The 15,089-nt window shown below is 63.6% G+C and carries 11 protein-coding genes; 6 read left to right on the plus strand and 5 right to left on the minus strand.

Features of this window, described 5'->3' with window-relative positions; all coding sequences use genetic code 11:
* Positions 1–64: 64 nt before the first annotated feature.
* From IVB45_RS10080 to IVB45_RS10090, 3 genes are all read right to left on the minus strand, one after another.
* The gene (locus IVB45_RS10080) at positions 65–1,153 is read right to left on the minus strand and encodes a mandelate racemase/muconate lactonizing enzyme family protein (RefSeq protein ID WP_247360119.1); all 1,089 of its coding nucleotides are present in this window, start codon (positions 1,151–1,153) and stop codon (positions 65–67) included.
* A gap of 74 nt (positions 1,154–1,227) precedes the next feature.
* Positions 1,228–2,421, minus strand: coding sequence for a M20/M25/M40 family metallo-hydrolase (locus IVB45_RS10085; RefSeq protein ID WP_247360117.1), 1,194 nt, complete (start codon positions 2,419–2,421; stop codon positions 1,228–1,230).
* Positions 2,422–2,445: 24 nt separating this feature from the next.
* Positions 2,446–3,699: an MFS transporter gene (locus tag IVB45_RS10090; RefSeq protein ID WP_247360115.1), complete on the minus strand. Its 1,254-nt coding sequence runs from the start codon at positions 3,697–3,699 to the stop codon at positions 2,446–2,448.
* A gap of 119 nt (positions 3,700–3,818) precedes the next feature.
* Here IVB45_RS10090 and xylB point away from each other — a divergent pair, with 119 nt between their 5' ends.
* From xylB to IVB45_RS10115, 5 genes are all read left to right on the plus strand, one after another.
* Positions 3,819–5,264, plus strand: coding sequence for a xylulokinase (gene xylB / locus IVB45_RS10095; protein WP_247360113.1), 1,446 nt, complete (start codon positions 3,819–3,821; stop codon positions 5,262–5,264).
* Between the two features lie 210 nt (positions 5,265–5,474).
* A complete protein-coding gene (locus IVB45_RS10100; RefSeq protein WP_247360112.1) occupies positions 5,475–7,010 on the plus strand; it encodes a sugar ABC transporter ATP-binding protein in 1,536 nt (511 codons plus the stop codon).
* The gene (locus IVB45_RS10105) at positions 7,003–8,043 is read left to right on the plus strand and encodes a ribose ABC transporter permease (RefSeq protein ID WP_247360110.1); all 1,041 of its coding nucleotides are present in this window, start codon (positions 7,003–7,005) and stop codon (positions 8,041–8,043) included. Before IVB45_RS10100 ends, IVB45_RS10105 begins: the two co-directional genes overlap by 8 nt.
* A gap of 96 nt (positions 8,044–8,139) precedes the next feature.
* Positions 8,140–9,087: an ABC transporter substrate-binding protein gene (locus IVB45_RS10110; protein WP_247360109.1), complete on the plus strand. Its 948-nt coding sequence runs from the start codon at positions 8,140–8,142 to the stop codon at positions 9,085–9,087.
* Between the two features lie 1,527 nt (positions 9,088–10,614).
* Positions 10,615–11,418 carry a hypothetical protein gene (locus tag IVB45_RS10115; protein ID WP_247360108.1) on the plus strand — a complete coding sequence of 268 codons (804 nt, stop codon included), beginning with the start codon at positions 10,615–10,617 and terminating at the stop codon, positions 11,416–11,418.
* Between the two features lie 276 nt (positions 11,419–11,694).
* On the opposite strand, the gene IVB45_RS10120 is transcribed toward IVB45_RS10115, so the two are convergent.
* The gene (locus tag IVB45_RS10120; protein WP_247360107.1) at positions 11,695–12,972 is read right to left on the minus strand and encodes a L,D-transpeptidase; all 1,278 of its coding nucleotides are present in this window, start codon (positions 12,970–12,972) and stop codon (positions 11,695–11,697) included.
* A gap of 444 nt (positions 12,973–13,416) precedes the next feature.
* On the opposite strand from IVB45_RS10120, the gene IVB45_RS10125 reads away from it, so the two are divergent.
* Positions 13,417–14,364 carry a transglycosylase SLT domain-containing protein gene (locus tag IVB45_RS10125; RefSeq protein WP_247360105.1) on the plus strand — a complete coding sequence of 316 codons (948 nt, stop codon included), beginning with the start codon at positions 13,417–13,419 and terminating at the stop codon, positions 14,362–14,364.
* 255 nt (positions 14,365–14,619) lie between these two features.
* Here the strand turns inward: IVB45_RS10125 and IVB45_RS10130 are convergent, their stop codons facing one another.
* Positions 14,620–14,970 (minus strand): hypothetical protein, encoded by a 351-nt coding sequence (locus IVB45_RS10130; protein ID WP_081747933.1) that lies wholly within the window; start codon positions 14,968–14,970, stop codon positions 14,620–14,622.
* Positions 14,971–15,089 lie beyond the last annotated feature (119 nt).

Consider the following 15,089-nt stretch of genomic DNA (forward strand, 5'->3'; position numbering starts at 1 on the left):
AGCCGAATAACCGCAGCTTGCATCAGGCGTCAGCGAATGCCTCGCGTGCAGCAACGCGTCCCGCCTACGCCGACAGCTTCGCCAGCCCGTCCCAGTCGAAGCTGATGCCGTGGCCGAGACGGTCCGGCGCGAGCGCAAGCCCGTCCTGCAGCACCAGCGGATGCTCGATATATTTGTCGAGCCCAAAACCGTGCGCCTCCAGATACGAACGGTTCGGACAGGCCGCGAGCAGGTGCACGGTGATGTCGTGCGCGCCATGGCTGGTAACGGGCAGGTTGAACGCCTCCGCCAGCCGCGCGATCTTCATGAAGGCGGAGACGCCGCCGCAATTGGTGACGTCAGGCTCGGGATAGGACACCGCGCCCGCGACGATGTAGTTCTTGAACTCCCACAGCGAACGCAAATTCTCGCCCGCCGCGATCGGCACGCCACCGGCCTGCATGATGCGGACATGGCCCGCGACGTCGTCGGGAATGATCGGCTCCTCGAGCCAGGTGAGGTCGTAGGGTTGCAACGCGCGGGCGGCGCGGATCGCTTCCTCGACCGTCCATTTCATGTTGGCATCCACCATCAGCGGAAAGCCGTCGCCGAGATGCTGTCGCATCGCGGAGACCTTCGCTATGTCGGTTTTGAGATCGGGCCGGCCGACCTTCATCTTGATGGCGCGAAAGCCTTTGGCGAGATTGCCGTCGGTCTGCTCCAGCAGCGCCTCGACCGAGAGATCGAGGTCGATGCCGCCGGCATAGCAGGGCACGCGCGCATCGAACCCGCCGAGCAATCGATACAGCGGCAATTTCGCGCGCCGCGCCTTCAAATCCCACAGCGCGATGTCGAGTGCCGAAAGCGCCAGCACCGCCGGCCCGCCGCGGCCGCCGTAATGCAGCGCCCACCAGACCTGATGCCAAATCGCCTCGGTGTCATCGGCCTCGCGGCCCTCGACCAGCGGCGGGATTTCGCGCTTGAGGATGTCGGCGACGGCGCCGCCATTGCGCCCGACTGTGTAGGTGTAGCCGACGCCTTCGGCGCCATCGGCATCGTGGATGCGGCAGGTGATCAGCTCGAACGCCGCGATGTCTCCATGGGTCGAGTCGGAGAGCATGACGGGGAGGGGGATCCGGTAGAATCCGGTCTCGATGTTTGAAATGCGTGCCATGCGGCCTCCCTGCGTTTTCTTTGCAGGCTAGGCCGGCGCGCACCGTCCGGCAAGCGCGCGCCGTGCAAGGCAGATCACCGCATCGTTGCGAGCTGCACGGCCAGCGCGCAGGCGCGATCGTATTCGTCCAGATTGATCCACTCGTCGACCGTGTGCACCTCATTCTGGCCGGCGCCGAAGGTCACGGTCGGAACACCGTGGCGGACCATCCAGTTGGCATCGAGGCCGCCATTGGCGGTGCGCACGTTCGGGGTGCCGCCGACGGCGGACACGGCCTCCACCGCGCGTTTGACGACGGGAAGGTTGTCCTTCATGCGGAACGGGAAGTAATCGGTCTCGGCCTTGAACTTGACCTTGCCGGACTTGCCTTGCGCGTTGGTGACCTTCTTGGCCGCCTTCTCGAACGCAGCCTTGTAGGCTTTCGTGATCTCCTTGAAGAATTTTCCGTCATGGCTGCGGCTTTCCCCGCGCAGATGCACGTAGTCGGTGACGACATTGGTGGCATCGCCCGCAGGCCGCCCTTCGCCGCCGGTGACCGGGCCGACATTGCTGGTGCCTTGCTGCTTGCGCTTGACCACCTTGCCGAACCAGCCGCCGGCCTTCACATCGGCGAGCGCGAGGGCCATGATCATGGTCGAGGAGATGCCGCGCTCCGGCGCGACGCCGGCATGCGAGGCGCGGCCGAAGATTTCCACGGTCCAGCGGTCGGCACCCACGGCGCCGATGACGACGTTGGAGGCCGAGCCGCCGTCATAGTTGAAGGCCATCACCGGCGAGCCGAGCTCGTCCAGCTTGACGTGGCGCGCGCCATAGAGCCCGCTCTCCTCGCGCACGCAGAACAGCAGCGTGATCGGCGGATGATCGAGTTGCTGCTTTTCGAGCTCGGCGGCCAGCGTCACCAGCACGCCACAGCCGCACCGGTTGTCGCCGCCGAGGGCGGTCTTGGCGTCATTGACGATCTTGCGACCCGACTTCTTCGGCTTGGCGCCGGCGCATAGCGGCACGGTATCCATGTGGGTCATGAACATGATGCGCGGCTGGTTGTGCAGCGCGCCGCGGCCGGGCAGGTCGACGATGAGGTTGCCGGTCTCGGTCGGCACCGGAATGCGGGTATTGGCGTCGTCGAGCCGGATCGCCTTCGCCGGCACGCCGCTCTCCTTCAGCGCGGCCGTGAGCTCACGCCCGATCGCGGCCTCCTGTCCGGTGACGCCCTCAACGGCGAGAAAGCGCATGAGGCGGTCGGTCGCGGCTTTGGTGTCGACAGGCATGAGATATCCCCTTGATGCAGGACTCTACTCTATCGCCGGTCTTGGCGAGGTGTAGACCAAAAAGATCAGAGCGCCGATGCCAAGCATGGCAGCCATGAAAAGCAGCACCGCCGGCAGCCCCGCGAACGCCGCCACCGCGCCGGTGACCGACTGCATCAGCGCCGCGCCGAGGAAGAAGGCGAGGTTGATCGCCGCGAGCGCCTTGCCTGCCACTTGCGCGTCGACCAGCTGCCGCGACATGCCGAACAGCAATGGCTGCGCCGAGGTCGCCAAGCCGATGAGCACGAACAGCACGAGGTCGTATTGCGGCGGCATCACGGGCACGCCGAACAACACGGAGACCGCGTAGTGCGGCGCCCCTAGCGCCATCAGCGCCAGCAGCAATGCGCCAACCAGGTGCGTTCCCGCCACCAGCGCACGGCGGCGGCCGATCCTGCGGTCAATCATGCCGACGAGAAGCGGACCGGCAATCATCGCCAGCGTGAACGCGCCGAGCTGGTTGCCGGCATCGACCCGCGACAATCCCTTGACCTGCATCAGCCACGGCCCGCCCCACAGGCCGCGCAGCACCAGCGAGGTCGCAAGCGACACCAGCGCCAGCGCGATCAGGCCGCGCAAGGGCCGCGACAGTCCGAGCCTGAGCACCTCGATCATCTGCGACAGCGGCGAGGATTCGTCCTTGTGCTCGGCGGGCTGGCTCGGCACCAGCAGGAACACCGCGAGCGCCACGGCGACGCCGCCGAGCGCCGAGATCCAGAATCCGGCGCGCCAGCCGTAAGTGTCGACCATGAAGGCGAGCGGGCTCGACGACAACAGCATGCCGATATTGCCGATCGAGAGGATCGCGCCCGACCACAGCCCGAAGCGCGCGGCCGACAATTGCTTGGCCGCCAACGTCATCGGGCACATCAGCATGCCGGAGGTGGCAACGCCCAGCAGCACCTGTCCGACGGCGAAGCTTTCGGGTCCCGACGCAAAGCCGGACGCGATGGCGCCGACCACGGTTCCCGCGAGCAGGCTCAGCGACACCGGCCGCACGCCAAAGCGATCCATCGCCGCACCGACCGGGATCTGCGCAGCCGCAAACGCGAACGGATAGACCGAGGTGAGGCTCGCCAGCGCCTGGGGTTCGATGCCGAAATCCGCCGCCATCAGGTCGAGGCTGACGGCGGGAATGGTGCGCAGCAAGGTCGAGAGCATGTGCCCGCAGGCCAGCGCAAGCAGCGCAAAGATCAGCGCGCGGGTGGCTCCCGCGTCGTGGGTGGCGGCGGTGGTCATGGGCGTTGCGTCCCGGCAAGGTTTCGGGTGGGGTTACATGATTGGCGGGTGCATGCCAACATCGGGACCGCCATGGCCGCGGACGCGCAGCGGACTGGACGCGCAAGGCAAGCAGCATCATGTATCTCGGCATCGATCTCGGCACCTCCGCCGTCAAAATCGTTCTGGTCGACGACGCGCAGCGCGTGGTGGCGAGCCGCAGCCGATCGCTGACGGTCTCCTCGCCGCATCCCGGCCATTGCGAGCAGGAGCCGGCACAGTGGATCGAGGCGACTTTCGCGACGCTGGACGCGCTGAAGGCGGATCACGCGCACGAGCTGGCCGAGGTCGAGGGCATCGGCCTGTCCGGCCAGATGCACGGCGCGACGCTGCTCGACGCCGGTCACACGCCGTTGCGGCCCTGCATTCTCTGGAATGACGGACGGTCCTTTGCGGAATGCGCCGAGCTGGAGCGACGCTGGCCCGCCTTGCGGACGACGACAGGCAACAAGGCGATGCCGGGATTCACCGCGCCAAAATTGCTGTGGGTCGCCAGGCACGAACCCGAGATCTTCGCGGCGACAAAACTCGTGCTGCAACCCAAGGCCTATCTGCGCCTGGTGCTGACGGGCGAGGCGATCGAGGATGTTTCGGACGCCTCGGGTTCGCTGTGGCTCGATGTTGTCAGCCGCGATTGGTCAGACGAGGGGCTCGCTGCGACCGCGCTGTCGCGCCGGCAGATGCCGCGCCTAGTCGAGGGCTGCGCGCCGGCGGCACGGCTGCGGAGCGAGTTGGCGCAGCGCTGGGGCATGACCAGGCAACCGATGCTCGCCGGCGGGGCCGGCGACAATCCGGCGGGAGCCGTCGGCATCGGCGCCGTCAATCCCGGCGCAGCCTTCATTTCGCTCGGAACCTCCGGCGCATTGCTGGTGCCGACCAAGACGATCGCGGCCAACCCGGAGCGGGTCGTGCACACCTTCTGTCACGCCGTCCCCGGCAGGTGGATTCAAGCCGGCGCGATCCTCTCGGCGGCATCGTGCCTGGCGTGGATCGCGCGGCTGTTCGGGACCCCCGAGGCCGACCTGCTGGCGCCGCTCGGGTTGCGCCCGAGCGCGCCGTCGCCGGTCAGCTTCCTGCCGTACCTCTCCGGCGAACGCACCCCGCACGATGATCCCGACGTGCGCGGCATGCTCGATGGCCTCAGTCACGCCACCGACCGTGACGCGGTCGTGCAAGCCGTGCTCGAAGGCGTCGCCTTCGCGCTTGCGGATTGCCGGGACGTGCTTGCCGAGACAGGACTGGCGATCGCGGAGGCGGATGTCATCGGCGGCGGTTCGCGGTCGCGGTTCTGGTTGTCGGTGCTGTCCAATGTCCTCAACATCCCCATGCATCGCTTTGCCGACGGCGAGACGGGCGCGGCGTTCGGTGCGGCGCGGCTCGGCCGCCTCGCCGTCACCGGTGAGGCGATCGACGCCGTCTGCACCGCGCCACGGCGCGTTGAGACGTTCGAGCCTGAGCCCGCGCTTGCGCAGGCCTATGCCGAGCGGCTGCCGGAATGGCGCCGCCTGTACCGTCCGCGGCGCTGATCGCGATACGCGATGATGTGGCGAAGAAAAGGCATCACGCGCGAGATCGGTTCCGTCTGCAAAAGATAAAAGCAGCGCCGGACCGTTGGTCGGCGTGCGGGAGGTATTGCCCTGCGCCACAACCTTTTGTTTAATGCTCGCACCCGCGCCGGGGACCAACGAGACGCGGGTGAGATTGCGATGCCGCCGTCGGCGCATCGGGGAGGTGTGATGAGCGAGCCCATCCTCGAGATGCGCCGGGTCTCTAAATCGTTCTTCAGCATCAAAGCGCTGCGCGATGTCGACCTCACCGTCTACGCGGGCGAGATCCACGCCTTGATGGGCGAGAACGGCGCCGGCAAATCCACCCTGATGAAGATCCTGTCGGGCGCCTACCGGCCGGACCCGGGCAGCGAAATCCGCATCGACGGCCAGCCCGTGCAGATCAGCGGCCCGCTCGGCGGCCGCGCGGCCGGCATCGCGATCATCTATCAGGAACTCTCGCTCGCCCCCAATCTGAGCGTTGCGGAGAATATCTATCTCGGTCGCGAGGTCTCCCGCGGCGGCTTGCTGGCGCGCGAGGCGATGCAGGCCGGCGTCGGTCCGATCCTGGCGCGACTCGGCGCGGATTTCACGCCGCAGACGCTGGTCGCCAATCTTTCGATGGGACAGCGCCAATTGGTCGAGATCGCGCGCGCGCTGCACGCCCGCTCCAGGATCCTGATCATGGACGAGCCGACCACCGCGCTGTCGGCCGGTGAGAGCGAAAGGCTGTTCGCGCTGATCCGCCAGCTGCGCGCCGAAGGTCTCGCCATCATCTACATCTCGCATCGCATGGACGAGGTCTATGCGCTCGGCGATCGCGTCACGGTGCTGCGCGATGGCACGCTGGTCGGTTCGCTCGACAAGGGCGACATCCGCGCCGACACCATCGTCCGGATGATGGTGGGACGCGACGTCTCCTCCTTCTACAAGAAGGAGCATGATCCCAGGAACGATCCCAACGCGTGGTCGGGAGCTCCCGTGCTTGCGGCCGTCGACATCGCCGACGGCAGGCGCGTCAAGGGATGTTCACTGGCGGTGCATGCGGGCGAGGTCGTCGGCCTTGCCGGCCTGGTCGGCGCCGGCCGCACCGAGCTTGCGCACCTCATCATCGGCGCCGCGCCGATGGTGTCGGGCCATGTCGAGATCGAGGGGCGGGCGGTCTCCATCCGCACGCCGGGCGAGGCGCTGGACGCCGGCATTGCCTATCTCACCGAGGACAGGAAGGCGCTCGGCCTGTTCCTCGACATGTCCTGTCTCGACAACATCAATCTCGCGGTGCTGGGCCGCGACGCGAAATTCGGCGGCATCCTCGACCGCGACAAGGCCCGTGACCGCGCCAAGCGCGCGTTCGCGGGGCTCGGCATCCGTGCTGCGAATGTCGGTGTTCCCGCCGGCGGGCTCTCCGGCGGCAACCAGCAGAAAGTGCTGCTGTCGCGGCTGCTCGCGATCGGCCCGAAGATCCTGATCCTCGACGAGCCGACGCGCGGCGTCGACGTCGGGGCCAAGTCCGAGATCTATTCGATCATCGACAATCTCGCGAAGTCGGGCACCGCGGTTCTCGTCATTTCGTCCGACCTGCCCGAGATCATCGGCATCTGCGACCGCGTCATCGTGATGCGCGCGGGACATATCGCCGGGCAGATCCGGCGCGACGCGACATCGCCGCTCAGTCAGGAGGAGATCATGGCCCTCGCCACTGGAACGGAGCAGCTCGATGCCTGAGAACGGCGCTTCCGCGAAAGCGGCCCCCGTGGCGTCCGGTCTTGCCGCCGCGCAGGAGACGAAGCGGCAGCGGACGCGGATGATCATTCGCGCGGTCGGCATGCTGCCGGTGCTGCTGTTGCTGTGCATCGGCTTTCACGTGCTGTCGGACGGCCGCTTCTTCACCGGCCAGAACATCGGCATCGTGGTGCAGCAATCCGCGGTCAATACCGTCCTGGCCGCAGGCATGACCTTCGTCATCCTCACCGGCGGCATCGACCTCTCGGTCGGCTCCATCCTGGCGGCATCGGCGATGGCCGGGCTGATCATCTCCAAATTCCCCGATCTCGGGGTGCTGTGGTTGCCGGCCGCGGTGCTCACCGGTGCGGTCTTCGGCGTTCTCAATGGCGGCTTGATCGCGCTGTTGCGCCTGCCGCCCTTCATCGTCACGCTGGGATCATTGACCGCCGTGCGCGGCGCGGCGCGGCTGCTCGGCGCCGACACCACCGTGTTCAATCCGTCGATCCCCTATGCCTTCATCGGCAACGGCGCCTTGACCCTCATTCCCGGCGTGTTGTCGATTCCCTGGCTCTGGGTGATTGCGTTGCTGGTCATCCTGGTGTCGTGGCTGGTGCTCAAGCGCACCGTGCTCGGGGTGCACATCTACGCGGTCGGTGGCAACGAGAGCGCCGCGCGACTCGCCGGCATCAAGGTCTGGGCCGTGCTGATCTTCGTCTACGGCGTGTCGGGCCTGCTCGCCGGTCTCGGCGGCGCGATGCAGGCGGCGCGGCTCTATGCCGCCAATGGCCTGCAACTCGGCCAATCCTACGAGCTCGACGCCATCACCGCCGTGATCCTGGGGGGCACATCCTTCGTCGGCGGCATCGGCTCGATCTGGGGAACGCTGGTCGGCGCGCTGATCATTGCGGTGTTGTCGAACGGCCTGATCCTGATCGGCGTGTCCGACGTCTGGCAATATGTGATCAAGGGTCTGGTGATCATCGGCGCGGTCGCACTGGACCGCTATCGGCTGCAGGGCTCGGCCCGCACTTGAGAGCAAGAAATGCAGCGGGCGCTGCGCCCTCATGTTCATTCCGTCACGGCAACTGGTCGCCGTGCCGGAGCTTCAAACAGACCAGGGAGGAAGCCAATGTTGAAGTCGATCTCGTTTGCCGGCGCCGCGATGGCGCTCGTCCTGAGCTCCGCGCCGTCCGGCGCCAAGGAGCTCAAGTCGATCGGCGTTTCGCTGGGTTCGCTCGGCAATCCGTTCTTCGTCGCGTTGTCGAAGGGCGCCGAGTTCGAGGCCAAGAAGACCAACCCCAACGTGAAGATCACCACCGTCGGCTTCGAATATGATCTCGGCAAGCAGGTCACCCAGATCGACAATTTCATTGCCGCGGGCGTCGACCTGATCCTGCTCAATCCCGGCGATCCCAAGGCGGTCGGCCCGGCGATCAAGAAGGCGCAGGCCGCCGGCATCGTCGTCGTCGCCGTCGACACCGCGGCCGAAGGCGCCGACGCCACGGTGACCACCAACAACGTCCAGGCCGGCGAGATCTCCTGCCAGTACATCGTCGACAAGCTCGGGGGCAAGGGCGACGTCATCATCGAGAACGGCCCGCAAGTTTCCGCGGTGATCGACCGCGTCGTCGGCTGCAAGAACGTGCTCGGCAAGAATCCCGGCATCAAGGTCCTGTCCAACGACCAGGACGGCAAGGGCTCGCGCGAAGGCGGCCTCACGGTGGCGCAGGGCTATCTGACCCGCTTCGCCAAGATCGACGCCATCTTCGCCATCAACGATCCGCAGGCGATCGGCACCGACCTTGCGGCGCGCCAGCAGCAGCGCACCGGCATCGTCATCACCGCGGTCGACGGCGCACCCGATATCGAAGCAGCGCTCAAGGACCCGCAGGCGACGCAGATCCAGGCCTCCGCCTCGCAGGACCCGTTCTTCATGGCCCGCCGCGCCGTGCAGGTCGGCGTCAACATTCTCAACGGCCAGAAGCCGGCGTCCACAGTCGAGCTGCTGCCGTCGAAACTCGTGACGCGCGACAATGTCGGCGAGTACAAGGGCTGGACCTCGGACCGCTCGCAGTAGCAGGCGGAAGACGGCCGGCGCCGGGTGCGGCGCTGGCCGGCCTCGCGTGGTGCGGTGTTAGCCGGGCATGCAGCGGTCGACCGGGCTTAGGTCGGCCGCGCTCTGTTAGGCTCATGATCATGAGGTCGTAGTTCAAATCCTGTCCCTAATCATAGTCGCAGGCTCGACCAGCCGACGTCCGCTTTTCGACACCAAGCGACTTTCAATGCATGAGTTCAGCTTGTGATCCATTGCGGAAGTGAGATGGTGTTGGTGATCTGCGACCGTAAGTCGTCGTTCTTCGACGCCTTTACGCGATTGCGGCAACCTGAGCTTAACCAAAGACATGAGCGGAAATTTCACCGGTGCGCTCTACCAAACTGATCTTCGGTTGAACGCCTCATAGAGCGTTGAGCACAGGTGAAGCTGCCCGGCATGGAAGTACAAGCGGCAAGGCCTCTCCTCAAGACGATCGGCTTCGTATTCGGGTTGTTCTGTCTTCTTATGGCCTATGCTTCGGGCGTTCGTCTTTACGAACACGTGCTGGGGGGCCGCTCCATGCCACAGCACAGGGTAAGCCTTGTGCTCGATATTGGCGGGAATGTTCTCCTTTTAGGCATGAGTTGCTTAGGGGTGATTGCAGTATTGCTCATCGGCCGAAGAGGGTTGGACCGTGTCGTAGGAACCTGGCCATATGTCCTTCCTGCGGTCTTGGTCGCCGTATTCTGCGCGACGATAGCCGCTACGCTGGGCGCCAGACAAATGACCTGGGTTCTTCCGGCGGCCAGCCTTTTTGGCCTCATCGGGCTATGGGCCGGATGGAGTGTTCTTAGACAGCATGGACTGCCTATCACTACCCGCGTCTCGGACATGTCCCTGATCCGAAAACAGAACGAGACCAGTGAGTGACGGGGCATTCCGAACGTACGGCTGCTTCTGGCCCCAAGCCAAAGAGCGCCTCAACCGCCGCGACGTCCGCCGTCGCTGGTAAACTGGACGCCGAGCTGGACCTGCATCGACCGCCGTTTATGACCCAAGGCGGACGTCGTGTTGCTACGGTTGGTTGTTACGTCCGCGTCATGAGGTATCATGCTCAACTCGGGTTTCGAGGGAGCATACCCGCGTGTTCAAGCTCGGCGATTTCGTCCGCCACAAAAGCGGTGGCCCCATCATGGTTGTAGACCAGGAGGTTTTCCGTTCCTCTATCGAGCCGACGATCCGTTGCGCTTGGATTGAGGCCGGGAAACGGCATCACGCTTCATTCAAGGAAGGCGAACTCCAACCGGTACATGGTGACGGCACTCCAAGGGGTTACAGGGCAGAAGACTGAGCCGCTGTCCCTTAGTCGAATGTCGTCTATTGGCCCGTAGCTGACTTGCTGTCCGCAGCCGGTCGAGGGCCGCTTGTGACCCTGAGCGGAAGTTCCGCCTTGGTTCATTCTAAATTGAGCATCCGGCGTCTTAGAGGTTGACGCAACCAGTCCCCGACATTGCTGTGAACCCAACGGCAACAAATTTCTGAAAGACAGGTGTTTTCGGGACGCGGCGTATGAACGGGAAGAAATTGCTTATTTGGATGGGCGGGAGTGTGGCAGCTTGTGCAGCAGCCGTCATTTTTTATGAGCGCAGCCCGCCGAACACATTCAATCCGCTTTGTACCTACAACCTTGCGTATCGCTTAACTGTCACTCTTGAAATCGGGGGGAAGCAATACACTTCCGAGGCTGTCAATCAGCTGACCCGGCCGGCCCATTGGGTTGGGGGGATCAATGGTCGGGGGTGCCCACAGCTACGTGGAACGGCGCTTTCGTTTCGACTGGCGGACAATCGCCTCATTTTGCTAACGACGTGGATTTGTAACACTGCTTTCTCCACTTTCGGCACCATAGATAGAGACGGTGATGGCGTTGGCTATCGTGAGGCGATGCGGGTACATCGAAAGGTCAATATCGCTGCGAAGTGTGTTGGTATCCGTCGATCATACACCTACAATGCTGGTGGCCCCTTTGACGGATTTCTAATCAATGATGCGGATAAGCCTGCCACTTGGCGTGGATTTTTCTTTCATAAGTCTAACGTCGCCACTTTGAACGCTGATGAGGATGTTAGGATCATTTCCGCAGTAGCAGAAGCCGATGATGTTGCACCGGAGGACCAACTCGACACGGTTGCTCCTGCGGTTCTCAAAACAAGGTTTCTGAGCCCGATTTCGGACACGCCAGATTATCTGTTACCTGAACGAAAAGTAGAACCGCAATTCTTTGCATCAAAAGATCCGCTAAGCGACGCGGACAGACTGAGGCTGCAAACCGAAGCGAAGGAGGAAGCGCGCGCTCTGGGCCTCATACACTGACCATCGCCGCCCGGTCGATCACAGCCGGCGCATCGGGCCTGGCTCGTAGCGGCGCGAAATAACTACGGTAGGGTTGAGACGCAGTCCAGTGGCCGCTTCTCACAGGGCGTCCGTTGTTGGCCCATAGCTGACCTGCCCCGCGCAGCCGGTCCATGACCGCTTGCGACCCTTAGCGGACCTCGCGCCGCTTGGCTCAGGTGCGGACATCAAGTTGTCGTCGGACAATTCCAGCGGGTTGCGCAGCGACATCGTATGTTGGTGGGTCGCGCCGCCGCGTCAATGCGTTACCACGATGAAATCCGTGTCTTTTCCTGTCTCCTGGCTAATTCCGTTGTCGGAAACAATCAACGAAGAGGCCGGCGTCAGGAGTTCAGAAATCTTCTCAACCGTATCCTGGGGCATTTCGATACGATTGAGCGCAGCGTTGGCTTTGTCGGGTAATGGTTCCGGCGCGGTTTGCTTCGCGGGCGCTTCTCGCCGTTTCGTGGCAGCTTCGGACATACGGGGCAATTCCTCTGGAATCGACACGACGCTCCAGCGAATAGCCGTCCCCTCGTTCTGGAATTCCATTGCGGTAAACACGTGCGTTCCCAGCGGCTCCTCCGGATTGTCGATCTTGACCGGGACATCAAACAACGGCGTGAAGCCCTGACGCACGAACAGCTTGCTCAACTTGCGACTGACGAAGATGGAGATCGGGACGATCTTTTTGGGCACGCTTGCAGCGGGAGCCGAGCCCGGCTCCTGGAGACTGGCGGCTTCTGGAGTCTCGGCGTTTGACACCACTGATCCCTGCGTTGCCGCGGCTGCACCGATGCTCTTGGTTGCGACGGTGGCACTCTGGAATTCGGACGAACCGGACGCGGCTTTCGGTTGAAAAAGATGCGGATTGGTTATCTCGACCGGCTGGGCATCACCATGCGCAATGATCACGCGCGTGCCGCGCTTCGTGAGATGCCAGAGTCGAACGGCAAAATCATCTTTCAAACGGATGCAGCCGTGTGACGCTGGATGCCCAGGCACGACACCGGCGTGCAACGCTATCCCTGACCAGGTGATGCGTTGCATGTAGGGCATGGGGGCGGCGCTATAAATATTTGAACGGTGCCATCGTTGTTTGCTGATGACGCTGAAGACGCCGAGGGGCGTCGGATGCCCTTCCATTCCCGTGGACACCGAAGAGCGTGCAATCAGCGCCCCGTTGTCAAAAAGCGAGACCCGTTGGTCTGCTATCGAGATGATGATCTGGAGCGGGCCCTTCGGAAGGGGCTCGGGCCGAACGCTCTTCGCCGTTTCAGAGTTTGTCTGCCGATGGTGGTGCTTGTCTTTGTACGGAGCGTATTGGCTTCGCCAGAACGTGTGTTGGGGTCCAAACAGAAATTGAGCGTGTGCGATCCCCGCAGGGAGCATGAAAATGGCGAATACAGCGATTGATATCGCACGCTGCATTGCTGGTAATTCCTTAACGAACATCGCCCGGTCCCATAGGCGCGGTTCCATCGTTTCGAGACGATGCGCGAAGCCGAAGCCTGATGCGTCATTCTGACAGCGCACCAAGCCTCTCCTCCAAATCCGGTCGCAGTGGGTCGAAAATTGGACCGAGCTCACAATTAGCGTGGGAGTTGCCGCTGGAGACGGGCGCGATTGCTTGTGATCGACGCGTTGCAATGGGGCAACACGTTTTAGAAAAATCGACGAGTGGCCGTTTGTGCCATTGCGCGACCCACATTGATCCCAAGAATGAGCCTCTTCGCATGCTTGGCTTTTCTACACGGCTCCGGTGGAGCCTATGGGGGCGACGGCATCATGAACCCGCGGCGACTTACGATAGTGGCGCCGACGTTTTGCGGAACGGTCGTTCTCGCGGGGTGGATCGTTGGCTGGCTGGCCGGCTTCGGTCCGGCCGGCTCCGAGAACGCCCGCGCAGTGACAGTCCAGGACCGCGCAGCATCTCTCGCCGCCACCGCGAGGCTCCCGGATGAACCGCAGGCAATCGCAATGGGCAACACCGGACCCGCGGACGCCGCTGTCGCTAGCGCCGAAGTGGCGATAGCCGCGGAGCCCGCGGCGGGGACGGCCACCGACACGACGGCGGCCTCGGATAAATCGGAATCGATCGTCGTGGCCGCGTTGCCCGGTCCGTCGCAAACGCTGTCGGCCGATTTACCGCCTGCGCAGGATTCGGTGGACTTGGGCCACCACGATGTCGCCCAGCCGGCGCCGACCACGTGCGGTGCATCCGGCGGTGCCTCCAGCACGGGGCCGCGGGATTTCCGGTATCTCATTTGTTATGTCTGGTCCGAACTGCCGCCTGCCGAGAAGCCGGCGGCGATCGTCTTGCGTTCGTTCAAGGACATCCCGGTCGGGACGCCGGTGGAAGAGATCAAGCGCGCGTCCGACGCTTTCGGTCTGGATTTCACTTTCATGAAGGCCGTGGCCAAGGTCGAGTCCGGTTTCGACCCCAAGCAGCGCACCGGGTCGTATATCGGGCTGTTCCAGCTGAGCAAATACGAGTTCGGAAAATTCGGCTCCGGAGACATTCTTAATCCCCGCGATAATGCCGTTGCGGCAGCCTACAAGGTCATCACGGAAGGCATTCTATTCCAGTGGGTGACGCACAGAAAGCCGGACTTGAACGATCTCTACCTGATCCATCAACAGGGCTGGGAAGGCGCCGCGGAGCACCTCAGCCAACCCAATCGCATCGCCTGGAAATCGATGTGCGCCACTGGCGAAGGCCGGGAGAAGGGCGAAAAATGGTGCAGGCGCGCGATCTGGGGCAATACGCTTCCGGCCGTCAAAGAGGCGTGGAAATCCGTGGAGAAGCTGACGTCGGAAGCGTTCGTCGGAATGTGGCGCGAGCGGGTTGCTCATTTCCAATCGAAATACATGGGCACCGCGACCGCCGACGCCGAGCGGGCGCAGGCGCCAGTGAATGTCCGTTGAGTGGTTAGCAGGAGTTGCCGCACCCGCGGGCGAGCGGGGCTTCACCGTCGCCGGTCGCGCGGATGCACTTTACATCGTCAACGACGCGCTCGGGTCGTTCTTGCTGCTAGCGAGGCCATCGATCAGGTGCTGATGTCTGCTTGTGGCCCGAAGGCTAAGTGTCCGGCACGCCGGCAGCTAGGCCCATAGCGGACATCGAGAATACGCGGGCAGATCGACGCGAATGACCCGAAGCGGAGCACCTTGAAAGTGAAGTCAAGTCATGATTCCGGGCATGAAGCATCGGACGCGCGGATGGCCGTCTATGTAATGCCTCCAGACCATTGTACGGCCGAAGCGGTTTGGTTCTGTGACAACCGCACCGTCAGGTACGAGCACCCATTCGCCGTCGATGAGGACGCGGTAACGGCCCCGACTGGACTCCCAATCGGCATCGGACACTATGTATCCGTCGGCATCGGTACAGCACTTTCCAAATTCGCTCTGCAAGCTTTCGAACCAAGACTTCAGCGGAGAATGGTCGTATCGGCCATCGTCGCGCGCAAGGACCGGCGTCAGTAGCAACGCTGACCCCAGCAACGATGCCGCAAGTTTCGCTGGAAACATCTGTTTGCCTCCGCGATATTCGCCCGCCGATCCGCTGGCTTGGTGCGGCTTAGGCTGGCAACCCGGAAACCAAGTCCGTTGCAACTGCCGCTGACGAGTGACGACAGCTACGATCGCTC

Origin of the sequence: Bradyrhizobium sp. 4, assembly GCF_023100905.1 — a bacterium.
In the GTDB taxonomy this organism is placed as follows: Bacteria; Pseudomonadota; Alphaproteobacteria; order Rhizobiales; family Xanthobacteraceae; genus Bradyrhizobium.

Coding starts and splice junctions, on each gene's coding strand:
- IVB45_RS10125 (WP_247360105.1), top strand. CDS start 13,417: ATGGGCAACACCGGACCCGCGGACGCCGCTGTCGCTAGCGCCGAAGTG.
- IVB45_RS10110 (WP_247360109.1), top strand. CDS start 8,140: ATGTTGAAGTCGATCTCGTTTGCCGGCGCCGCGATGGCGCTCGTCCTG.
- IVB45_RS10085 (WP_247360117.1), bottom strand. CDS start 2,421: ATGCCTGTCGACACCAAAGCCGCGACCGACCGCCTCATGCGCTTTCTC.
- IVB45_RS10090 (WP_247360115.1), bottom strand. CDS start 3,699: ATGACCACCGCCGCCACCCACGACGCGGGAGCCACCCGCGCGCTGATC.
- IVB45_RS10115 (WP_247360108.1), top strand. CDS start 10,615: ATGAACGGGAAGAAATTGCTTATTTGGATGGGCGGGAGTGTGGCAGCT.
- IVB45_RS10080 (WP_247360119.1), bottom strand. CDS start 1,153: ATGGCACGCATTTCAAACATCGAGACCGGATTCTACCGGATCCCCCTC.
- IVB45_RS10130 (WP_081747933.1), bottom strand. CDS start 14,970: ATGTTTCCAGCGAAACTTGCGGCATCGTTGCTGGGGTCAGCGTTGCTA.
- IVB45_RS10105 (WP_247360110.1), top strand. CDS start 7,003: ATGCCTGAGAACGGCGCTTCCGCGAAAGCGGCCCCCGTGGCGTCCGGT.
- IVB45_RS10100 (WP_247360112.1), top strand. CDS start 5,475: ATGAGCGAGCCCATCCTCGAGATGCGCCGGGTCTCTAAATCGTTCTTC.
- xylB (WP_247360113.1), top strand. CDS start 3,819: ATGTATCTCGGCATCGATCTCGGCACCTCCGCCGTCAAAATCGTTCTG.